The sequence below is a fragment of the Novosphingobium olei genome (assembly GCF_012927405.1).
GTDB lineage: Bacteria > Pseudomonadota > Alphaproteobacteria > Sphingomonadales > Sphingomonadaceae > Novosphingobium > Novosphingobium olei.
This window is the reverse complement of sequence record NZ_JABBGM010000001.1, coordinates 363,695-381,023: the sequence shown is the minus strand read 5'-3', so window position 1 is coordinate 381,023 and position 17,329 is coordinate 363,695. Positions and strand designations below refer to the sequence as shown.

Below are 17,329 nucleotides of genomic sequence, written 5' to 3'. Positions count from 1 at the left end.
CGGTGCGCTCCGACTTAGCGGCCGGACGGCTTCTTGGTGTTGGTGGCGGGCGCGGCAGCCGGAGCGGCGGCACCGGCAGCAGCCTGCTGCTGCGCCTGCTGTTCGCGCTGGGCGCGCGGCAGCCAGCCGGCGGGCGGCACCAACTGCGCCGACGGCAGCAGGGTGTTGAGCTCGTTCAGGATGTCCTGGTTGAGGTTGTAGACCTGGTCGGCCTTGATGATGCCCTGCGAGTCATAGACGATGGTGACCTTCTTCTTGGTCATCGCCGCCTGGGTCGCATCGTCCAGCTTGTCGCCGATCTGTTCGAGCACGTACTGCTGCGACAGGTTGAGCGGTGCGAGGATCTGCTGGATTTCCTGTTCGCCGGCCTGCTGGATCTGCTGGATCTGCTCGTACTGCTGCTGCAGCGCGGCGCGGTTCGGGGTGGCGACCTTCGAATCCGCCTCGAGCTTGGCGATGAGCGGCTTGAGCTGCGCTTCGATCTGGGCCTTGCGGGTGTTGGCCTGGTCGATCTGGGCCTTGTAGGTCACCGGACGCTGGCTCTGCGCGGTCTTGTACGCGTTCGAGGCCGCGACGACGGCAGGCGGGTTGGCCACGGCGATGCCGGCGACGGTGGTGCCGCCCGGAGTGGCCTGGGCCATAGCGGCCGGAGCTGCCGAAACGAGAAGGCCCGCGATCAGGGCCGAAGCAATGCGGAGTTTCATCAGAACTGTGTTCCCACGTTGAAAGTAAAGGCCTGCGGGTCGTCGCCGTCGACCTTGGAAAGAACCTTGGCGAAGTCGATGCGGAACGGACCGAACGGCGAGTTCCAGTTCACGCCGACACCGACCGAAACGCGCGGCTTGGCGGAATTGCCGACGAAGCTTTCGGTGAACTTGCGCGACACCGTGTAGCCCGAGGGCACGGTGTAGTTGATCCAGTTCGCCGCGTTGTTCGGATCGGGGGTGACCGCGACGTACTTGGTGTCGCCAGTCGTGCTGTTGGCGATTTCGAGCACAAGCGGATTGGTGGTTGGGGTCTTCACGCTGAACACCGCACCGGCATCGACGAAGATCGACGGACGCAGGCCCAGTTCACGCGCGCCCGAACCCAGCGGGATTTCGAGCTCGGCGTGGGCGAGGTAGTAATACCGGCCGCCGATGGCATCGTCCTGCCAGTCGTTGCGATCGGTGCTGGTGGTGCCGTTCTTTCCGCTGGAATCGAAGCCGGTGTAGAACTTGCGCAGCACGCGCGGACCGACACCGCGGATGTCGAAGCCGCGCAGCTGCGGCTGGCCCAGGAAGAAACGGTCGGTCAGGCGGATGCCGTCGACTTCATTGCCGTTTTCGTCATAGCGCTTGGCAAGCGGCTGGATCGCGCCGCCTTCGCCGCGCAGCGAGAAGACGAAGCCCTTGCCGATCGGGAAGTACTTGGCCGCGTTGGCGGTGATGCGGGCATACTTCACCGAACCGCCCAGCCCCGCAAAGTCGGTGCCGACCACGATCGAGCTGCCGCGCGTGGGACGCTGGCGATTGTCGAGCGAATCGTAGATCACCGAGGCGCCGAGGATCGAGCTGGTGCGCTTGCCGATCGCATCGCACAGATAGAAGCCGCCCTTGAACGGGTCGCATGCGCCGTCCGTGTAGTAGAGCGTCTTGTCGAGCGTGACGTTGTCGAAGTTCAGCGTGTAGCGGCCGACCAGCGACATGTATTCGGTCAGCGCGACGCCGATGCGGGCCTGGAAGCCGGTCGTCGCCTGCTTGTAGGTCGTATTCCGGCTCGAGTTGTAATAGTTGAAGCTGTTGTAGTCGCGCCGGTACACGTCCATGCCGAACGAGACGTTGCGATCGAACAGGTACGGTTCGGTGAAGCTGAGCTGGATCGAGCGCGAGTAGCGCGAATAGTCGACGCTGGCACCCACCGTCTGGCCACGGCCGCGGAAGTTGTTCTGCTGGATCGAGGCCTGGAAGATGAAGCTTTCAAGGCTCGAGAAGCCGGCCGAAAGCTGCAGCTGCCCGGTGGGCTTTTCCTCGACGTTGGCTTCAAGGATGATGCGGTCGGCCGCCGAGCCCGGCTTCTGTTCGACCTCGAACTTTTCCTGGAAATAGCCGAGCGACTTGATGCGGTTCGACGAGCGCTTGATCTGGAACGAGTTGAACGCATCGCCTTCGGCCAGGCGGAATTCGCGACGGATGACCTTGTCCTGCGTCAGCGTGTTGCCGTTGACGTCGACGCGTTCGACGTAGACGCGCGGCGCATCGGCGATGCGGAAGGTGACCGACATCGTCAGGTCATCCTTGTTGCGGTCGAAGTCCGGACGCACATCGGCGAAGGCATAGCCGAAGGTACCGGCAGTCTCGGTCAGGCTGTCGACGGTGTCTTCGACCAGCTTGGCGTTGTACCAATCGCCCTTGTGCAGCGACAGGCGCTTGGCGAGCGCGGCGCCGTCGAAATCGCGCAGCTGGCTTTCCACCTTCACATCGCCGAACTTGTAGCGCTTTCCTTCCTCGACCACGTAGGTGATGATGAAGTCGCGCTTGTCCGGCGTCAGCTCTGCCACGGCCGAAACGACGCGGAAGTCGGCATAGCCCTTGGTCAGGTAGAACTGGCGCAGCTTCTGCTGGTCGAAGGCCAGGCGATCGGGATCGTAGCTGGTGCCGCTGGAGAACAGGCGGAAGGCGCGCGCCTGCTTGGTCACCATCTCGCTGCGCAGCTCGCTGTCGGAGAAGGTGTCGTTGCCGATGATGTTGATCTGGCGGACCTTGGACTTGGGCCCTTCGGTGATCTCGAACACGATGTCGACGCGGTTCTGGTCGAGCATCACCATCTTCGGCTCGACCGAGGCGGCGAAGCGACCCTGGCGCTTGTAGAGCTCGATGATGCGGGCAACGTCGGCGCGGACCTTCGACCGGGTGAAGATCTGGCGCGCGGTCAGCTTGATTTCGGGGAGGATCTTTTCCTCCTTCAAGCGCTTGTTGCCTTCCAGGATGATCCGGTTGACCACCGGATTTTCCTTCACCGTGATCGTGATCGCGCCGTTATCGTTGGTGAGCGAGACATCGGCGAACAGCTCGGTGGCGTACAGGTCCTTGAGCACCTGGTCACCGGCAGACTGGCTGTAGGTGTCGCCCACGCGAAGGCGGATGTAGGACAGGATGGTGTCCGGCTCGAGCCGCTGGGCGCCTTCGATCTTGATCGAGCGCACGGCCTGGATCGGTGCAGAAGGATCGACGGCGGGCGCCGCCTTGGCCGGAGCGGCCGGCGCCTCGGTCGCGATCGGAACCGCCTTGCCCGTCTTCTGCTTCGGGGCTGCCAGGGCAGCTTCCGGCATGGCGACCAGCGCGGTCGTCGCCAGCAGGGCCACGGCCAGGGAGGAAACACGCTTCACGGCGGGGTTCGCCCGGGCCATGTCAATTCCAGTCATCACCAAGCGCCATCCCGTATATCTGTGCAGCCGCACCGCGCGAGAGCTGGCCCCTGCTACCCAGCCCGCCGTTCGGCAATCGCAGCCCTGTGCCCGATGCAGCCCCGCCAATCAAGCAAGCAAGCCCATCGCAGCGCGTTTAGCCCCGCAATATTGTGAAAAATTCCGTCTCGCCGCAAAGCGCCGATCTGCAACGGCCTTCAACGCGCGAAATCGAGTTACCCTCCGAAGATGCTCAGCGACGCCACGTCGTTCAGCGTGACGAAGAGCATGAGCCCCAGCACCAGCGCGAGTCCGGTGCGGAAGGCCCATTCCTGCCCGCGCTGGCTCACCGGTCGGCGGCGGACAGCCTCGGCCGCGTAGAGCGCGAGATGGCCACCATCGAGCACCGGAATTGGCAAGAGGTTGATGAACCCCAAGTTAATGGAGATCATCGCGATGAAGAACACGAACGCCTCCCAGCCTGAGGCCAGTTGCTCGCCCGAATACTTGGCGATCTTGATCGGTCCGCCAAGCTCCTTGACCTCGCGCTTGCCGGTCAGGATCTGGCCGATCCCGGTCACCATCATGCCGATGATATCGCGCGTCTGGCCAAGCGCCGCCACCGTCGCGCCGACGGGTCCGACGGGCACGCGTTCGATGCTGGCGGGACCGATGCCGAGGAAGCCGATCTTCTGTTCGTTGCCGAAGCGGTCGCGCAGCACCTTCGAGGCCGCTTCCATCGGCAGCGCGATGCGCGTGCCACCGCGATCGACGACCACGTCGAGCGGCTCGCCAGGGTGCTGCGAAACCTCGAGGCGCACGTCGAGGAAGCTGTCGACGCTGCCCCCGCGCAACGAAACGATACGATCGCCGACCTTGATTCCGGCCTTGTCGGCCACCGAGCCTGCCTGCACCGCACCGATCACCGGCGGCACCACGACCTTGCCATAGGCGAGATTGAAGCCCGCCAGAATCAGCACCGCAAGCAGCAGGTTGGTCACGGGCCCCGCCAGCACGACCAGCGCGCGCTGCCACAGGGGCTTGGCCTGGAAGGTGCGGTTGCGCTCCTCTGCCGGCAGCGAAAGCCAGGCGGGGTCGCTTTTGCCCGCCGCGTTCATGTCACCCGCGAACTGGACGTATCCGCCCAGCGGCAGCGCCGACAGCTTCCAGCGGGTGCCGCGCTTGTCGGTCCAGCCGAACAGTTCGCGACCGAAGCCGATCGAGAAGCTGTCGGCCTTGATCCCGAACAGCCGCCCGGCAAGGTAGTGGCCGAGCTCGTGGATGAAGACCAGCGGCCCGAGCACGAGCACGAAGGCGAGAAGGGTGATCAGCAGGCCGGGGGAATGCAGTTCCGGGGTCAACGAACAGGCTCCATCGTCTCGCGCGCCCTGATCCTGGCTTCCCGATCGATCGCGACCACTTCGTCAAGCGAAGCGGGCGCAGGCGGAAGGCCGCGCGAAAGCACGTCTTCAGCACATTGCACGATTCGGGTGAACGCGATCTGACGATCAAGGAAAGCTGCGACAGCAACTTCGTTCGCGGCGTTGAGCACAGCCGCCGCAGCACCACCCGCGACCGCAGCCTCGCGCGCCAGCCGCGTTGCCGGGAAGCGCACCTCGTCGGGCGCGCGGAAGGTCAGTTCGCCGATCGCGGCGAGGTCGAGCGGGGCACAGGGCGTGTCCATGCGCCTGGGCCAGGCAAGCGCCGAGGCGATGGGCACGCGCATGTCCGATGGCCCGAGTTGCGCCAGCGTCGAACCATCGCGGTATTCCACCATCGAATGCACGATCGACTGCGGATGGACGATGATCCGCAACCGCTCCACTCCCACCGGGAAGAGGTGGAACGCCTCGATGAATTCAAGGCCCTTGTTCATCATCGTGGCCGAATCGACGCTGATCTTGGCGCCCATCGACCAGTTGGGATGCTTGACCGCCTCGGCCGGAGTGGCGCCGTGCAGCCGTTCGAGGCTCCAGTCGCGGAACGGCCCGCCGCTGGCAGTCAGGGTGATCCAGCGCACGTCCTCGATGGCGTTGCCGACCAGGCACTGGAAGATCGCGTTGTGTTCGGAATCGACCGGCAGCAGCGTTGCTCCCGACCGTGCCACGGCGGCGGTCATCACCTCACCAGCGGAGACCAGGGCTTCCTTGTTGGCCAGCGCCACGGTGCGGCCCTGCTCTATGGCGGCCATCGTCGGGGCGAGCCCCGCGCAACCGACAATCGCGGCAACGGTCACGTCCGCGCCGCGCGACGCAGCCTCGACCAACGCACCGGCGCCGCCCGCCGCCTCGATGCCGCTGCCCGCCAGCGCTTCGCGCAAGTCGCCAAGGCAGCTCTCGTCGGCCACCACGGCCACCGCCGCACCGAATTCGCGGGCGAGTGCGGCCAGTTCCTTCGCCTGGCAGTTCGCGGTCAGCGCGACGACATCCCACGCATCACGATTGCGCCGTACCAGATCGAGCGTCGATGCGCCGATCGAGCCGGTCGCGCCCAGCACCGAGATCGTGCGGGGCCCGCTCATGATCCCGCCCCCAGAGCCCAGAGCGTGCCGACGACGATCGCCACCGGCAAAAGGCCGTCCACCCTATCGAACAGCCCGCCGTGCCCGGGGATCAGGCGCGAGGAATCCTTCACGCCTGCCCGGCGCTTGAGCCAGCTTTCGTAGAAATCGCCGGCCTGCGCGACAACGGCAAGGGCCGCACCGGCAAGCGCGGCAAAGCCGACGTTGGTGATGCGCAGCGCTTCACCAAGGCTTGGCCCGGTCGGTCCGATGGCGGAGATGAGATAGCCGCCGAACAAGACCGCAAGCGCGGTCCAGATGCCCGCCGCCGCCATGCCGCCGGCAAGGCCGGCCCAAGTCTTCGATGGGCTGATCCTGGGCGCGATCTTCGGCCCCCCGAGCGCGCGGCCAGTGAAATAGGCGCCGGTATCGGTGCAGATGACCAGGCCCATGATGCCGATCAGCAGCGGGGTCGGCATCACGATCAAGGCAAAGGCCGCCCAACCGATGTAGAGCGCGCCGGTCAGCACCGCCGCCGACATGCGGGCGGGATCCGGCGCAATTCGCGAGGCAAGGCGGACGTATTCTCCGAACACGACGAGCCCGGCCACGGCGAGGAATCCATCGAGCACCAGGCCGCCGCGCCACAGGGCCACCCCGGCGATCGCCAGCATGACCACCGCCGACGCGATGCGCACTGGCAGGTCGGCGTTCTTCTTCGCCGCCGGCGCGACCACCGTTTCAGCGTCCGCCAAAGCGACGCTCCCGCTGCGCGAACTGGGCCAGCGCATCGGCCAGGTGATCAGGCGTGAAATCGGGCCACAGCACGTCGAGGAAACACATCTCGGCATAGGCCGCCTGCCACAGCAGGAAGTTCGACAGCCGCACTTCGCCCGAGGTGCGGATGAGCAGGTCGAGCGGCGGCATGTCCGCGGTGTCGAGCTCGGCAGAGATCGTCTCGACCGTCACCGCGCCCTTGCCCGCCGCCTTGGATGCCGCGCGCGCGATCTCGTCCTGCGCGCCATAATTGAGCGCGATGGCGAGCGTGGTGCCATCGTTGCCGGCCGTGCGCGCCACGGCCTTGTCGATCAGCTCGACCACGTCGGGCGCGAAAGCCGAATGGTCGCCGATGATCTTCAGGCGCACGTTGTTGGCGGCGAATTCGTCGAGGTCATCGACGATGAAGCGCTTGAGCAGCCCCATCAGCGCGCCGATCTCGTCTTCGGGACGGCGCCAGTTCTCGGTCGAGAAGGCGTAGAGCGTCAGCGCCTCCAGCCCCATCTCGCGCGCGGCACGAACGGTGCGGCGCACCGCCTCCACCCCGCGCTGGTGACCGAAGGCGCGCGGCATGTGCCGCCTCTTCGCCCAGCGGCCGTTGCCGTCCATGATGATCGCGACGTGGCGCGCGCCGTGCGTCGCCGGCCCGCAGATGCCCGGCGTCCGCTCGGTCTGGGCCGGCTTCAGGCTCACTTGCCGAGGATTTCCTTTTCCTTCTCGGCCGCAGCTTCGTCCGCTGCCTTGATCTGCTCGTCGGTCAGCTTCTGCAGCTCGGTTTCCGCGCGCTTGCGGTCGTCTTCCGAGATTTCCTTCTTGTTCTCGTCGGTCTTGAGCGCGTCCATGCCATCGCGGCGGACGTTGCGGATCGCGACGCGCGCCTTTTCCGCATACTGGCTGGCGAGCTTGGCCAGTTCCTTGCGGCGCTCCTCGGTCAGGTCCGGGATCGGCAGGCGCAGGTTGTTGCCATCGTTGATCGGGTTGAGGCCGAGTCCTGCCGAACGGATCGCCTTTTCCACCGGGCCAATGTTCGACTTGTCCCACACCTGCACCGACAGCAGCCGCGGTTCGGGCGCGGAAACGGTGGCAAGCTGGTTCAGCGGCATGCGCGAGCCATAGACTTCGACGGTGATCGGATCGAGCAGCGCGGTATTGGCGCGGCCGGTGCGCAGACCGGTAAGATCGTGCTTCAGCGCTTCAACGGCGCCCTTCATGCGGCGCTCGAGATCGGCCTTGTCGTACTTCGCCATGAATCAGGCTTCCTTCTGAACGATGGTCTGGGTGCCCTCACCAGCCAGAACGCGGGCGAGATTGCCCTGTTCGCGGATCGAGAACACCACGATGGGAATGCGGTTGTCGCGGCACAGCGCAACCGCGCTGGCGTCCATCACCTGCAGGTTGTCGGCCAGCACGGTGTCGTAGTCGACCGTGTCATAACGCTTGGCCGCCGGGTCCTTCTTGGGATCGGCATTGTACACGCCATCAACGCTGGTGCCCTTGAGCAGCGCGTCGCACTTCATTTCGGCGGCGCGCAGCGCAGCGCCGGAATCGGTGGTGAAATAGGGTGCGCCGACGCCAGCGGCGAAAATCACGATGCGGCCCTTTTCGAGATGGCGTTCGGCGCGGCGGCGGATCACCGGCTCGCAGACCTTGTCCATCTCGATCGCCGACTGCACGCGGGTGGGCACGCCCAGCTGCTCCAGCGCGCTCTGCATCGCGAGCGCGTTCATCACGGTGGCCAGCATGCCCATGTAATCGGCCTGGGCGCGGTCCATGCCCTTGGCGGCACCCGCCATGCCACGGAAGATGTTGCCCCCGCCGATCACCAGGCAGATTTCGAGCCCGCTGTCACGTGCCGCCTTCACCTCGCCCGCCAGCGCGGCGACGAAATCGGTGTCGATGCCGAACTGCTGGTTGCCCATCAGCACCTCGCCCGAGAGCTTGAGCAGGATGCGCTTGAACTTGGGGAGGTTCATGGGAAAGGACCGATGCTAACTGAAGGGGCGCGCTCGGGCGCCCTTATACCCCCAAGGGGCCGCGTGCCAAGGGCGAGCGCACAGCTTTTGCGCGGATGCGGGATCGCCGTGACGGACGCGGTGTCGCGGACACGAAAATCCCCGCGCCAGCAAGCCCGGATCGACCCGGACCGCCCGCGCGGGGACTTCCTGAAGCCTATGCGCTTACTTGATGCCGGCGGCAGCAGCCACTTCGGCAGCGAAGTCGCTCTCTTCCTTCTCGATGCCTTCGCCGAGCTGGAAGCGGACGTAATCGACCAGCGCGATCTTGGTGCCGGCAGCCTTGCCAGCCTGCTCGACGACCTGCGAGATCGGGGTCTTGTTGTCCATCACGAACAGCTGGCTGAGCAGCGCGTTTTCCTTGGCGTACTTGGCGACGGCACCGTCGACCATCTTGGCCTGGACTTCGGCCGGCTTGCCGCTCTCGGCCGCCTTCTCGGACGCGATCTTGCGCTCGCGGGCGATCAGTTCGGGATCGAGGTCGTCAGCGTTCAGCGCCAGGGGGAAGGCCGCGGCGATGTGCATGGCGATCTGCTTGCCCAGCGGCTCGAGCACGTCGGCGCCGGCTTCCGATTCGAGCGCGACGAGCACGCCGATCTTGCCGAGGTTGGTCGCGGCCGCGTTGTGCATGTAGGGCACGACCACGCCGTTGGTGACCGAAACGTGCTTGATGCGGCGCAGCTGCTGGTTTTCGCCGATGGTGGCGACGTTGTTGGTCAGCTTGTCGGCCACGGTGCCGCCGTCGGGGTAGGCAGCGGCCTTGAGCGCTTCGACTTCGGTGGCGCCGGTCGACAGCGCAACTTCGGTGGCCTTGCGGACGAAGTCCTGGAACTGGTCGTTCTTGGCGACGAAGTCGGTTTCCGAGTTGACCTCGACCGCGACACCCTTGGTGCCCGAAACGGCGACGCCGACCAGGCCTTCAGCGGCCGTGCGGCTCGACTTCTTGGCGGCGGCGGCAAGGCCCTTGGCGCGCAGCGCGTCGACTGCGGCTTCGAAATCGCCGGCGGCTTCGTCGAGCGCCTTCTTGCAATCCATCATGCCGGCGCCGGTGCGCTCGCGCAGGTTCTTCACGTCAGCGGCGGTGTAAGCCATCGCAGTGGTCCTTTGTTCTTGAAAACGGGTGAGGCCGCAGCAGGTGCCGCGGCCCGTAGATCGTGTCCGGGTCAGTTCGATGACGGCGCTCCCCATGGAGCGCCGTCATGCGAGATCCGGCAATCAGGCTTCGACAGCCTCTTCGGCCGCCGGCTCGTCCATCGCGCCGAGGTCCGCACCCGAAGCGATCATCGCGTCGCGGCCGCCCTTGGTGGCAGCAGCGGCAACGGCTTCGCAGTACAGACGGATCGCGCGGCTGGCGTCGTCGTTCGCCGGGATCGGGAACGCGATGCCATCGGGCGAGACGTTCGAGTCGAGGATGGCGACGACCGGGATGCCAAGGACGTTGGCTTCCTTGATCGCCAGCTCTTCCTTGTTGGCGTCGATCACGAACATCACGTCGGGAATGCCGCCCATGTCGCGGATGCCGCCGAGCGACAGCTCGAACTTGTCACGCTCGCGGGTGAGCTGGAGCACTTCCTTCTTGGTGAGGCCGGTGGTGTCGCCCGAAAGCTGCTCTTCCAGCGCCTTGAAGCGCTTGATCGAGCCCGAGATGGTCTTCCAGTTGGTGAGCATGCCGCCCAGCCAGCGGTGGTTGACGTAGTGCTGGCCCGCAGCGCGCGCGGCCTGGGCGATCGGCTCCTGCGCCTGGCGCTTGGTGCCGACGAACAGGACCTTGCCACCGGCCTGGACGGTCGCCTGGATGAATTCGAGCGCGCGCGCCATCAGCGGCACGGTCTGCGAAAGGTCGAGGATGTGGATGCCGTTGCGCGCGCCGAAGATGTACGGCTTCATGCGCGGGTTCCAGCGGTGGGTCTGGTGGCCGAAGTGGGCGCCGGCCTCGACGAGCTGATTCATGGTGACGACGGGAGCCGCCATAGGTCTTTCCTTTCCGGTTCTGCCTCCGGGAAACTGGAACCTGCTGCGGAGGAACCCGCGGGCACGGCACCGGTATGTGTGTTTCCCGTGTGGATTTGCCTGACATCGCGGACAAGGAGCGGGCTTGCTGCCGAATCCCCGTCAGGCGCGGCGGCGCTTAGCGCAAGGTGCGCACTGAATCCACCGAAAAGCGAACGCCATCCTGATTCGCGGGTCGTGCCCATTCCGATTCGACAGCCGGGTGGCGAAGTCTGGGGTTGCGAGCCGCCAAGCGCTGCAGCGCACTGTTCTGCGCCCTGTCGGCAAAGTGTTGGAATTCCGCCAGTTTCTGAGGAAGTCGCAAATCGGCCACCGTTGGTCGCGGATTTGGCTTGACGGGCGAGAACAAAAAGAGAACAAACGAAGCATCGGCGAATGGAACGGGAACACCGCGCCAGAGCCGGAGTTATCCACAGGCAATCCACCCGTTGTCAAGCTTTCGCGACGGACCGGTTTGCAACGGGTTTGAAAGGCCGACGGAAATGCTCGCAGTTCTCGCTTCGCTCGTGATCGCAGGTGCCGGTGTTGCAGCGGTCGTGTCGATGATCGCCACCGTCCGCAACCAGAAGGGTGCCCTTTCGCGCCTGCTGGGTGACGTGCGCTCGCTTGAACAGGACCGCGTGTTCCTGGTGCACATGACGGGTGAAAGCCGTCCGGCCTCGCCCCTCTCGTTCGCCCGCCTGCGTCGCGCCCCGCAGCGCGCCGTTCGCCGCTCTACGACGCCGGGTGCGCCGCAGACGCAGCGCGCTGCCGCCTGACCCGCGCGTAACGGACCACACCAATGGGAACAAGCGCGAGGTAGACGACGCAGATCGCCGAAAGTGTGAGCCAGGGCTCGGTCAGCAGCGCGGCGATCACCAGACCGAACAGCGCGATTACTTCAAGCCGGATGGACCGGCGCGGGCGCATCGCCCCCCAGCCCAGCGTCGCCATGTTCGAAATCATCATGAACGCGATCAGCGCGGCCCAGATCGCCACGGCGATCGGCTCGCGGAATTCCTCGCGCCCGCTGGCAATCCACAAATAGAGCGGCAGGAACGATAGCCCGGCCCCGACCGGTGCCGGCACGCCGGTGAGGAAACCGGCGCTCTTGTGCGGCTGCTCCGCCATATCGATGCGGGCGTTGAAGCGGGCAAGGCGCAGCGCGCAACATACCGCCAGCGCAAGCGCGGCGAACCAGCCGAAGCGCGGAACTTCCTGCAAGGACCACAGATAGAGGATCAGCGCCGGCGCGACGCCGAATGAAATCGCGTCGGACAAACTGTCGAGCTCGGCGCCGAAGCGAGACTGCGCTTTCATCAGCCGGGCAACGCGACCGTCGATCCCGTCAAGAACACCGGCCACGATCACTGCCAGAACCGCGCTGCGAAAATCGCCGCCGATGGCGAAACGGATACCCGTCAGGCCACAGCAAAGTGCGGCCGACGTGATCGCATTGGGCACCAGCGCGCGCAGTGTTAGCCCGCGCGGCAGGCGCTGCCGACCAAAGTCATCGGAATCGAACGGACCGCCTCCCGGCGAAGGACTCACTGGCTGACGCCCTCGATCACCGGCGCCTGTCCGATCCGCGCGAGCACGGTTTCCCCGGCAACGACCTTCTGGCCCATCAGGACCTGCGGCTCGGTACCTTCGGGAAGATAGACGTCAACGCGGCTGCCGAACCGGATGAGGCCGACACGCTGGCCGGCAGCGACGATATCTCCTGCCTTGACGAACGGCACGATGCGCCGGGCAACCAGGCCCGCAATCTGCGTGAAGCCGATTTTCACGCCGTCACCACGCTCGACGAGGAAGTGCTGGCGCTCGTTTTCCTCGCTCGCCTTGTCGAGATCGGCGTTGAGGAACTTGCCCGGGATATAGACCACGCGGCGAATGGTGCCGCCGATCGGCGTGCGATTGATGTGCACGTCGAACACTGACATGAAGATAGACACGCGCGTCACCGGCGTTTCGCTCATGCCGGCAATTCCGCTGCCGTCGTCGGCGGACAGCTCGCGAGGCGGCGGCACCTTCTGGATCAGGGTGATGAGGCCGTCGGCAGGCGAGGTGATCAGGCTGTCGTCGCGCGGGGTGACGCGAACCGGGTCGCGGAAGAAGGCAAGGATGCCCAGCACCAGGCCACCGATTGGCCAAGCCAGCGTTTCCCACGCCATGAACGCACAAACCGCGCAAACCGCCGCGGCGATCAGAGCGAACTTGCGCCCTTCGGGATGGATCGAGGGCCAGCTCCAGCCTGCGCTGCCGCGGCCCCGGTTGTCTAGAATGTCTCCGGGCATTGCCTTCATCTAGGCGCAGACGGCAGCGGGGACAAGCGCACTGGGCCATCGGCGTCCGCGCCGATCGCCGCAGCACATCCAAATCCTGTATTTATACGCTTGTTCAATGACTTGTTGACGCTATGCGAGCCGTCGGGGCGGCTTGGCCCCGGTCTGATGGAGTTGACGCTTGCCGCATCGATCGCTTGAAATCTGCCCCGTGTGCCGGTTGCCGGTGCCGGAATGCGACGCGATCCAGGTGGCACGCGGCGTCGCCCTGCGCTTCCTGCGCGACTATGCTGGCTATGCCGAGACAGAGGCGCTTGCGGCACTTGAGCGCAACCTGCCTTTTGCCTTCCACCACCATCCGCCCGCACCAGGCGCGCCCCGCGCGCCCAGTTGATCGCTACAGGTCAATGCGGCGGCATGACCCGCGCGAGGAAACCGATCACGGCAGCATTGAACAGGTCGTTTCGGTCGCCCGCCACCATGTGCCCGGCATTGCCGATGTCCGCGACCTCGAGCGTCGGTACCCTGCGGCGCAAGTCCTCCACCCCCTCGTCGGTCACGATGTCGGATTTCATTCCGCGCACCAGCAACGTGGGAATGCGCTTGCCCCAGTCCGACGCGCTCAGCATGTCGGGGATGGTCTGGTGGTCCCGCTCGCCCTGGATGAAGCGGGGATCCCAGTGCCACCGGAATCGCCCGTCGTCGCCTTCACGCAAGTTCTTGCGCAAGCCATCGAGCTTGGTCGGGCGCGGTCGATCGGGGTAATAGGCCGAAATCGCGTCCGCTGCTTCCTCGATGCTGGCAAAGCCGTCGGGGTTGGCGGTCATGAAGCCGACGATGCGCTCTACGCCTGCAGGTGCGAGCTTGGCGACCACGTCGACCAAAACGATCGCCGCCGGTTCGAGCCCATGGCTTGCAGCCGCCATCGCCGACAAGCCGCCCAGCGATGCCCCGACGAAGGCATAGGGCCGGCCGGCCGCCTCGATGATGCAACGCAGGTCCTCGACCCGGCGCAGGATCGAATAATCTCCTTCGGGTTCCCAGTCGCTTTCGCCGTGGCCGAGCAGATCGTAGTTGAGCACGTGGTAGCCCGCCTCGGCCAGTTCGTGCCCCGCGCGGTCCCAGCTGTGGCGCGTCTGCCCTCCGCCATGGCCGAGAACGACCGTCGGCGCGCCCTTGGGGCCGAACTCGTCGGCCGTGATGGCGATCCCTCCCGTTACCGAAATTCTTATCGTGTTCATGGACGCAAGGGTGCCGCAGCACGCAAGGGCGTGCAAGGCAATTAATCGGTCGATTAAGCCGGGGCTGGCTCTGCGCCGACAGCGCGGGAAAGGCTGGTGGTGGACAGGGCTAGATTAGTGGCTTCGTCCAGAAAACCTCAGAAAACCGTCAGTTTCCGACAGTCCCTGTGGGGCATTGTGTAGCAATCGGGTGGGGCGGTCGCAATCCGGATGTTTGAGGATTGTCCACCGCACGCGAGAGATGCACCCGACTAAAAAATATCGTTCCCATAGCCGACAGCTCGGGTGAGCGCGGCCAGCCGTCGGCCTATGCCTTCTAGACCGGGATAAACGGTTGAGGCGTCAGTGCCCATAAACATGAGGTCTAGCAGCACCTGCCCCTTGGCTGCCTTTGGTATCACGATCTTGTGCAGCCTAGGCTCGAATCCAGATGGGTAAGCCTCGAAATCCCGCTGGTCGAGCGGAGTGAAAATCGGCCCGCTTCCGAACTCTTGAATTGTGAAAACGCTCTTTTGAGCAGAAACACGCGAATCTAATGCAGGTGGATTGATGCGGAGAACTGGGCCTTTGTAAGTCTGCGGTATGCTTGATACCAGAAACGGCCCAATGTCCGCATCAAGCACAAAGAGCGCGGCGTCCACTTCCTGTTCATCTTCGACTGCAAAATACATGGCAATCAGCGGATCGCATGTCCAATCAAGCAGACGGGTGGGCACCCCAAAATGTTGCGCTATGACAAGGTCGTTGAGCGTGCTTCGCTTGAGCTGCCCCAGCTGAGTTGCAGCTCGCGCAAAGAAAGCATCGATGAGCTGCTTCTCACCGATCTCAAAGTGCGATTCCGGGAAGGGGTCTTGCGCACTGTTGTGCCGGTAAAGGCTGGGAATAAGAGGCCAACTAGCGCTCCCTTGGCCGCGAAAGATTGAGAAGGTACTCCGAAGGTCATCCGACAGGATTAGCTTCAACAGACCCGCCGCACCATCGCGTCCATCCCATTCAATAACGGTTGCTGGCATATTTCACCCCATTCGCGGCCTGCAACGCGTACGCGCCAAAACAGGTTAAAAAAAGCAGGGCATAGGGAAAAGACGCGCGGACTAACCTAAGCGCTGCATCAGATTGCGAACCGACGACGGGTGCCACTGCCCTCCGCGTGGTGTCACGATGCCGCGCAGGTTCAGTTCCTTCGCAATCTCGGCAAGCGAGGTCGCACCAGCCGCCCGCACATCGGCAAGCGTCTCTGCATACTCCGCCGCCCGCTCCGAAGCGTTCGCCCGCACGGCCTCAAGGGCCGCTGCAGTCCCCTTCCCAGCCCTGCGGATCGCTGCGGCACCGTTAGGATTCCCCAGCTTCGCCCCGCGTGCCTTGGTAGCCTCAAGGGGCAGCTAGTCCGGTCTGTAGGGAGCTTGCGTTCGTGCTGGGCCACGGCGGCCAATGATTTGGTTCGTGGACTAATCCACCTCGGGCATGTTGGCTGCGGCGGACTTCGCTCTGCTGTCACACATGGCTACGAGCATGGACGCAACTTTAGAGGCCCAACCGTCCTAGCAAGTTCCTAACGGAAGACGTGTGCCACACACCGGCTCGTGCCGTTTTGATGTGGTTGTCGTTCAACGCTGCGGCCATCGCTGTGAGGGTCGAGATGCCGGATGACTGAAGGGCTACGACGGTGTCGCGCAGGCTCTCAGCAAACGCGTCAGCCCGCGCTATCATACCTTTGACCGCAGCCTCATTACCCTTCCCCGCCCGGCGAAGTGCTGCGGCTCCGTTGGGGTTCCCTAGCTTCTGCCCTCGGGCCTTCGCCGCTGCTAGTGCTGCCTTCGTCCGCTCCGAGATGCGCTCTCGCTCGTCCTCATTGATTACCGCAAGCAGTCCGATTGTGAGGCGGTTGACGTCCGGGTTATCTGCGCAGGTGAAGTCAACGCCGCTGTTACGTAGTTGAAGCGTGAAGGCGGCATTGCGGCTGAGGCGGTCGAGCTTCGCTACCACAAGCTTCGCACCGGTCAGTCGAGCGTGGTCAAGAGCCGCTTGGAGCTGAGGCCGGTCATTCCGCTTGCCGCTCTCAACCTCGGTAAACTCGGCAACGATCTCCCACCCCCTGCTGTTGCAGAGTGATCGCACTGACTGGCGCTGGGCATCCAGACCGAGTCCTGAGCGACGTTGGGAATCGGTCGAGACACGATAATAGGCGGCAACACGGCACATAAGAGGCTCCAACAACCTTGCGCAACGACCGTTACGCCATCTTGTAAGGGCAAGCTAGGATGCGGGAGAACGGCCTGCCGCAGGATCGACCCGCTTCGACTCAAAGCATTCTGGCATGTGGAACGGTCCCCTTCCGGCCCCTCCCCACCTCAGTAAGGCGACGGCTCCGCACTGGGCGGGAACGGGAGGCATAGATGGAGACGGACAAAGTGATCAGCGGCAAAGGCGCAGTTGCGGTCAAGCGACAGAACGACTTTCTGGAGAAGCTCAGGCTGGATCGCGCGGCTCGGGAAGCCAGCAGCAAGGGCCGCGATAGCCGCACCCTCTCCGACTGATTGCAGGCCGGAGTGCCGCCGGTGACACCGCCAGCCCTCTAGGGACCAGCGTAACTGCACCGGCGGCGGGCCTCCCACGGCCAACTGGGCACCCCCAAGGGGGGAATGGCGCTCTTCTCCGATGCGTTATGCCGCTTCGGATTTTTGCAGGAAAACTATCGGCCCGCGCGGAAAAACCAGCCGGGTGCGGGGCGCAACTCTGAGGCGTCGTCCTGCGTCATCAGGAACGCCCTCAGGGCATCCGCAGGTTCCCGGAGCGCAAAGCGAGCGAAGATGTCGCGTGTCGCATTGCCCAAGCGGGCCGCGAAGGTCGCCGCCGGGAACCGGCAGGCTGAAATGGGTGTGGTCATTGGGAGGTGCTTTCTTTGAACAGACCGCGCTCAGGGGGTTTGTTCGTTGCTGCTTTTCGCAGCGTTTTCGGGGGCAGGAGACGCGAAGGCTCCCTCGGTGCACCGGGAGTACCCAGCACAGGCCGACGGGCCTCCTGCGTCTCGAAACGGGGCCTTTAAGCCGCCAAGGATTGGGCGAGCTTCGCCCTGATGACCGCGACCTTTGCAGGGCACGGCTTGCCGCTGATGGTGGCCTCTCGAGGCACCGGGCGGA

General features: G+C 64.8%; 19 protein-coding genes. 3 read left to right on the top strand and 16 right to left on the bottom strand.

The genetic code is table 11. The features are described from left to right. Positions 1–14: 14 nt before the first annotated feature. The 10 genes from HHL27_RS01735 to rpsB all read right to left on the bottom strand — a co-directional run bounded on the left by HHL27_RS01735 (position 15) and on the right by rpsB (position 10,645). Positions 15–704, bottom strand: coding sequence for an OmpH family outer membrane protein (locus HHL27_RS01735; protein WP_169491636.1), 690 nt, complete (start codon positions 702–704; stop codon positions 15–17). Then, the gene (bamA, locus tag HHL27_RS01730) at positions 704–3,403 is read right to left on the bottom strand and encodes an outer membrane protein assembly factor BamA (protein ID WP_240959247.1); all 2,700 of its coding nucleotides are present in this window, start codon (positions 3,401–3,403) and stop codon (positions 704–706) included. Before bamA ends, HHL27_RS01735 begins: the two co-directional genes overlap by 1 nt. A 218-nt stretch (positions 3,404–3,621) precedes the next feature. Beyond that, complete coding sequence (rseP, locus tag HHL27_RS01725; protein ID WP_240959246.1) at positions 3,622–4,746, bottom strand: RIP metalloprotease RseP; 1,125 nt, start codon at positions 4,744–4,746, stop codon at positions 3,622–3,624. After that, positions 4,743–5,906 carry a 1-deoxy-D-xylulose-5-phosphate reductoisomerase gene (gene dxr, locus HHL27_RS01720; protein ID WP_169491635.1) on the bottom strand — a complete coding sequence of 388 codons (1,164 nt, stop codon included), beginning with the start codon at positions 5,904–5,906 and terminating at the stop codon, positions 4,743–4,745. The genes rseP and dxr overlap by 4 nt, the downstream gene beginning before the upstream one ends. Next, on the bottom strand, positions 5,903–6,640 hold the full coding sequence (locus HHL27_RS01715; RefSeq protein ID WP_240959245.1) for a phosphatidate cytidylyltransferase: 738 nt from the start codon (positions 6,638–6,640) through the stop codon (positions 5,903–5,905). The genes dxr and HHL27_RS01715 overlap by 4 nt, the downstream gene beginning before the upstream one ends. Further along, the gene (uppS, locus tag HHL27_RS01710; protein ID WP_169492076.1) at positions 6,627–7,271 is read right to left on the bottom strand and encodes a polyprenyl diphosphate synthase; all 645 of its coding nucleotides are present in this window, start codon (positions 7,269–7,271) and stop codon (positions 6,627–6,629) included. Before uppS ends, HHL27_RS01715 begins: the two co-directional genes overlap by 14 nt. A gap of 80 nt (positions 7,272–7,351) precedes the next feature. Beyond that, entirely contained in the window at positions 7,352–7,909 is a 558-nt protein-coding gene (gene frr, locus HHL27_RS01705) for a ribosome recycling factor (protein ID WP_169491633.1), read from the bottom strand. 3 nt (positions 7,910–7,912) lie between these two features. Further along, a complete protein-coding gene (pyrH, locus tag HHL27_RS01700; protein ID WP_169491632.1) occupies positions 7,913–8,635 on the bottom strand; it encodes a UMP kinase in 723 nt (240 codons plus the stop codon). 204 nt (positions 8,636–8,839) lie between these two features. Further along, the gene (gene tsf, locus HHL27_RS01695; RefSeq protein WP_169491631.1) at positions 8,840–9,766 is read right to left on the bottom strand and encodes a translation elongation factor Ts; all 927 of its coding nucleotides are present in this window, start codon (positions 9,764–9,766) and stop codon (positions 8,840–8,842) included. A 123-nt stretch (positions 9,767–9,889) separates the two neighbouring features. After that, positions 9,890–10,645 carry a 30S ribosomal protein S2 gene (rpsB, locus tag HHL27_RS01690; protein WP_169491630.1) on the bottom strand — a complete coding sequence of 252 codons (756 nt, stop codon included), beginning with the start codon at positions 10,643–10,645 and terminating at the stop codon, positions 9,890–9,892. 521 nt (positions 10,646–11,166) lie between these two features. Here rpsB and HHL27_RS01685 point away from each other — a divergent pair. Next, positions 11,167–11,442: a hypothetical protein gene (locus HHL27_RS01685; protein ID WP_169491629.1), complete on the top strand. Its 276-nt coding sequence runs from the start codon at positions 11,167–11,169 to the stop codon at positions 11,440–11,442. Here HHL27_RS01685 and HHL27_RS01680 read toward each other — a convergent pair. Beyond that, positions 11,399–12,214: a CDP-alcohol phosphatidyltransferase family protein gene (locus HHL27_RS01680; protein ID WP_169491628.1), complete on the bottom strand. Its 816-nt coding sequence runs from the start codon at positions 12,212–12,214 to the stop codon at positions 11,399–11,401. The two genes, HHL27_RS01685 and HHL27_RS01680, sit on opposite strands and share 44 nt — an antisense overlap. Then, complete coding sequence (locus tag HHL27_RS01675) at positions 12,211–12,960, bottom strand: phosphatidylserine decarboxylase (RefSeq protein WP_169491627.1); 750 nt, start codon at positions 12,958–12,960, stop codon at positions 12,211–12,213. The genes HHL27_RS01680 and HHL27_RS01675 overlap by 4 nt, the downstream gene beginning before the upstream one ends. Positions 12,961–13,129: 169 nt before the next feature. Between HHL27_RS01675 and HHL27_RS01670 the strand changes: the two genes are divergently transcribed. Further along, complete coding sequence (locus HHL27_RS01670) at positions 13,130–13,342, top strand: hypothetical protein (RefSeq protein WP_169491626.1); 213 nt, start codon at positions 13,130–13,132, stop codon at positions 13,340–13,342. Positions 13,343–13,352: 10 nt separating this feature from the next. On the opposite strand, the gene HHL27_RS01665 is transcribed toward HHL27_RS01670, so the two are convergent. The 4 genes from HHL27_RS01665 to HHL27_RS01650 all read right to left on the bottom strand — a co-directional run bounded on the left by HHL27_RS01665 (position 13,353) and on the right by HHL27_RS01650 (position 16,391). Then, positions 13,353–14,189: an alpha/beta fold hydrolase gene (locus HHL27_RS01665; protein WP_169491625.1), complete on the bottom strand. Its 837-nt coding sequence runs from the start codon at positions 14,187–14,189 to the stop codon at positions 13,353–13,355. A 251-nt stretch (positions 14,190–14,440) separates the two neighbouring features. Then, complete coding sequence (locus HHL27_RS01660) at positions 14,441–15,202, bottom strand: FRG domain-containing protein (protein ID WP_169491624.1); 762 nt, start codon at positions 15,200–15,202, stop codon at positions 14,441–14,443. An 81-nt stretch (positions 15,203–15,283) separates the two neighbouring features. Further along, positions 15,284–15,466 (bottom strand): recombinase-like helix-turn-helix domain-containing protein, encoded by a 183-nt coding sequence (locus tag HHL27_RS22665; protein WP_338114798.1) that lies wholly within the window; start codon positions 15,464–15,466, stop codon positions 15,284–15,286. Positions 15,467–15,713: 247 nt separating this feature from the next. Next, positions 15,714–16,391: a recombinase family protein gene (locus tag HHL27_RS01650; protein ID WP_169491623.1), complete on the bottom strand. Its 678-nt coding sequence runs from the start codon at positions 16,389–16,391 to the stop codon at positions 15,714–15,716. 194 nt (positions 16,392–16,585) lie between these two features. Between HHL27_RS01650 and HHL27_RS01645 the strand changes: the two genes are divergently transcribed. Further along, positions 16,586–16,726: a hypothetical protein gene (locus HHL27_RS01645; RefSeq protein WP_169491622.1), complete on the top strand. Its 141-nt coding sequence runs from the start codon at positions 16,586–16,588 to the stop codon at positions 16,724–16,726. Positions 16,727–17,329 lie beyond the last annotated feature (603 nt).

Excerpts from the sequence above, each read along its gene's own strand:
- HHL27_RS01735 (WP_169491636.1), bottom strand. The coding sequence starts at position 704 with ATGAAACTCCGCATTGCTTCGGCCCTGATCGCGGGCCTTCTCGTTTCG.
- bamA (WP_240959247.1), bottom strand. The coding sequence starts at position 3,403 with ATGACTGGAATTGACATGGCCCGGGCGAACCCCGCCGTGAAGCGTGTT.
- dxr (WP_169491635.1), bottom strand. The coding sequence starts at position 5,906 with ATGAGCGGGCCCCGCACGATCTCGGTGCTGGGCGCGACCGGCTCGATC.
- uppS (WP_169492076.1), bottom strand. The coding sequence starts at position 7,271 with ATGGACGGCAACGGCCGCTGGGCGAAGAGGCGGCACATGCCGCGCGCC.
- frr (WP_169491633.1), bottom strand. The coding sequence starts at position 7,909 with ATGGCGAAGTACGACAAGGCCGATCTCGAGCGCCGCATGAAGGGCGCC.
- pyrH (WP_169491632.1), bottom strand. The coding sequence starts at position 8,635 with ATGAACCTCCCCAAGTTCAAGCGCATCCTGCTCAAGCTCTCGGGCGAG.
- tsf (WP_169491631.1), bottom strand. The coding sequence starts at position 9,766 with ATGGCTTACACCGCCGCTGACGTGAAGAACCTGCGCGAGCGCACCGGC.
- rpsB (WP_169491630.1), bottom strand. The coding sequence starts at position 10,645 with ATGGCGGCTCCCGTCGTCACCATGAATCAGCTCGTCGAGGCCGGCGCC.
- HHL27_RS01685 (WP_169491629.1), top strand. The coding sequence starts at position 11,167 with ATGCTCGCAGTTCTCGCTTCGCTCGTGATCGCAGGTGCCGGTGTTGCA.
- HHL27_RS01675 (WP_169491627.1), bottom strand. The coding sequence starts at position 12,960 with ATGCCCGGAGACATTCTAGACAACCGGGGCCGCGGCAGCGCAGGCTGG.
- HHL27_RS01665 (WP_169491625.1), bottom strand. The coding sequence starts at position 14,189 with ATGAACACGATAAGAATTTCGGTAACGGGAGGGATCGCCATCACGGCC.
- HHL27_RS01660 (WP_169491624.1), bottom strand. The coding sequence starts at position 15,202 with ATGCCAGCAACCGTTATTGAATGGGATGGACGCGATGGTGCGGCGGGT.
- HHL27_RS01650 (WP_169491623.1), bottom strand. The coding sequence starts at position 16,391 with ATGTGCCGTGTTGCCGCCTATTATCGTGTCTCGACCGATTCCCAACGT.
- HHL27_RS01645 (WP_169491622.1), top strand. The coding sequence starts at position 16,586 with ATGGAGACGGACAAAGTGATCAGCGGCAAAGGCGCAGTTGCGGTCAAG.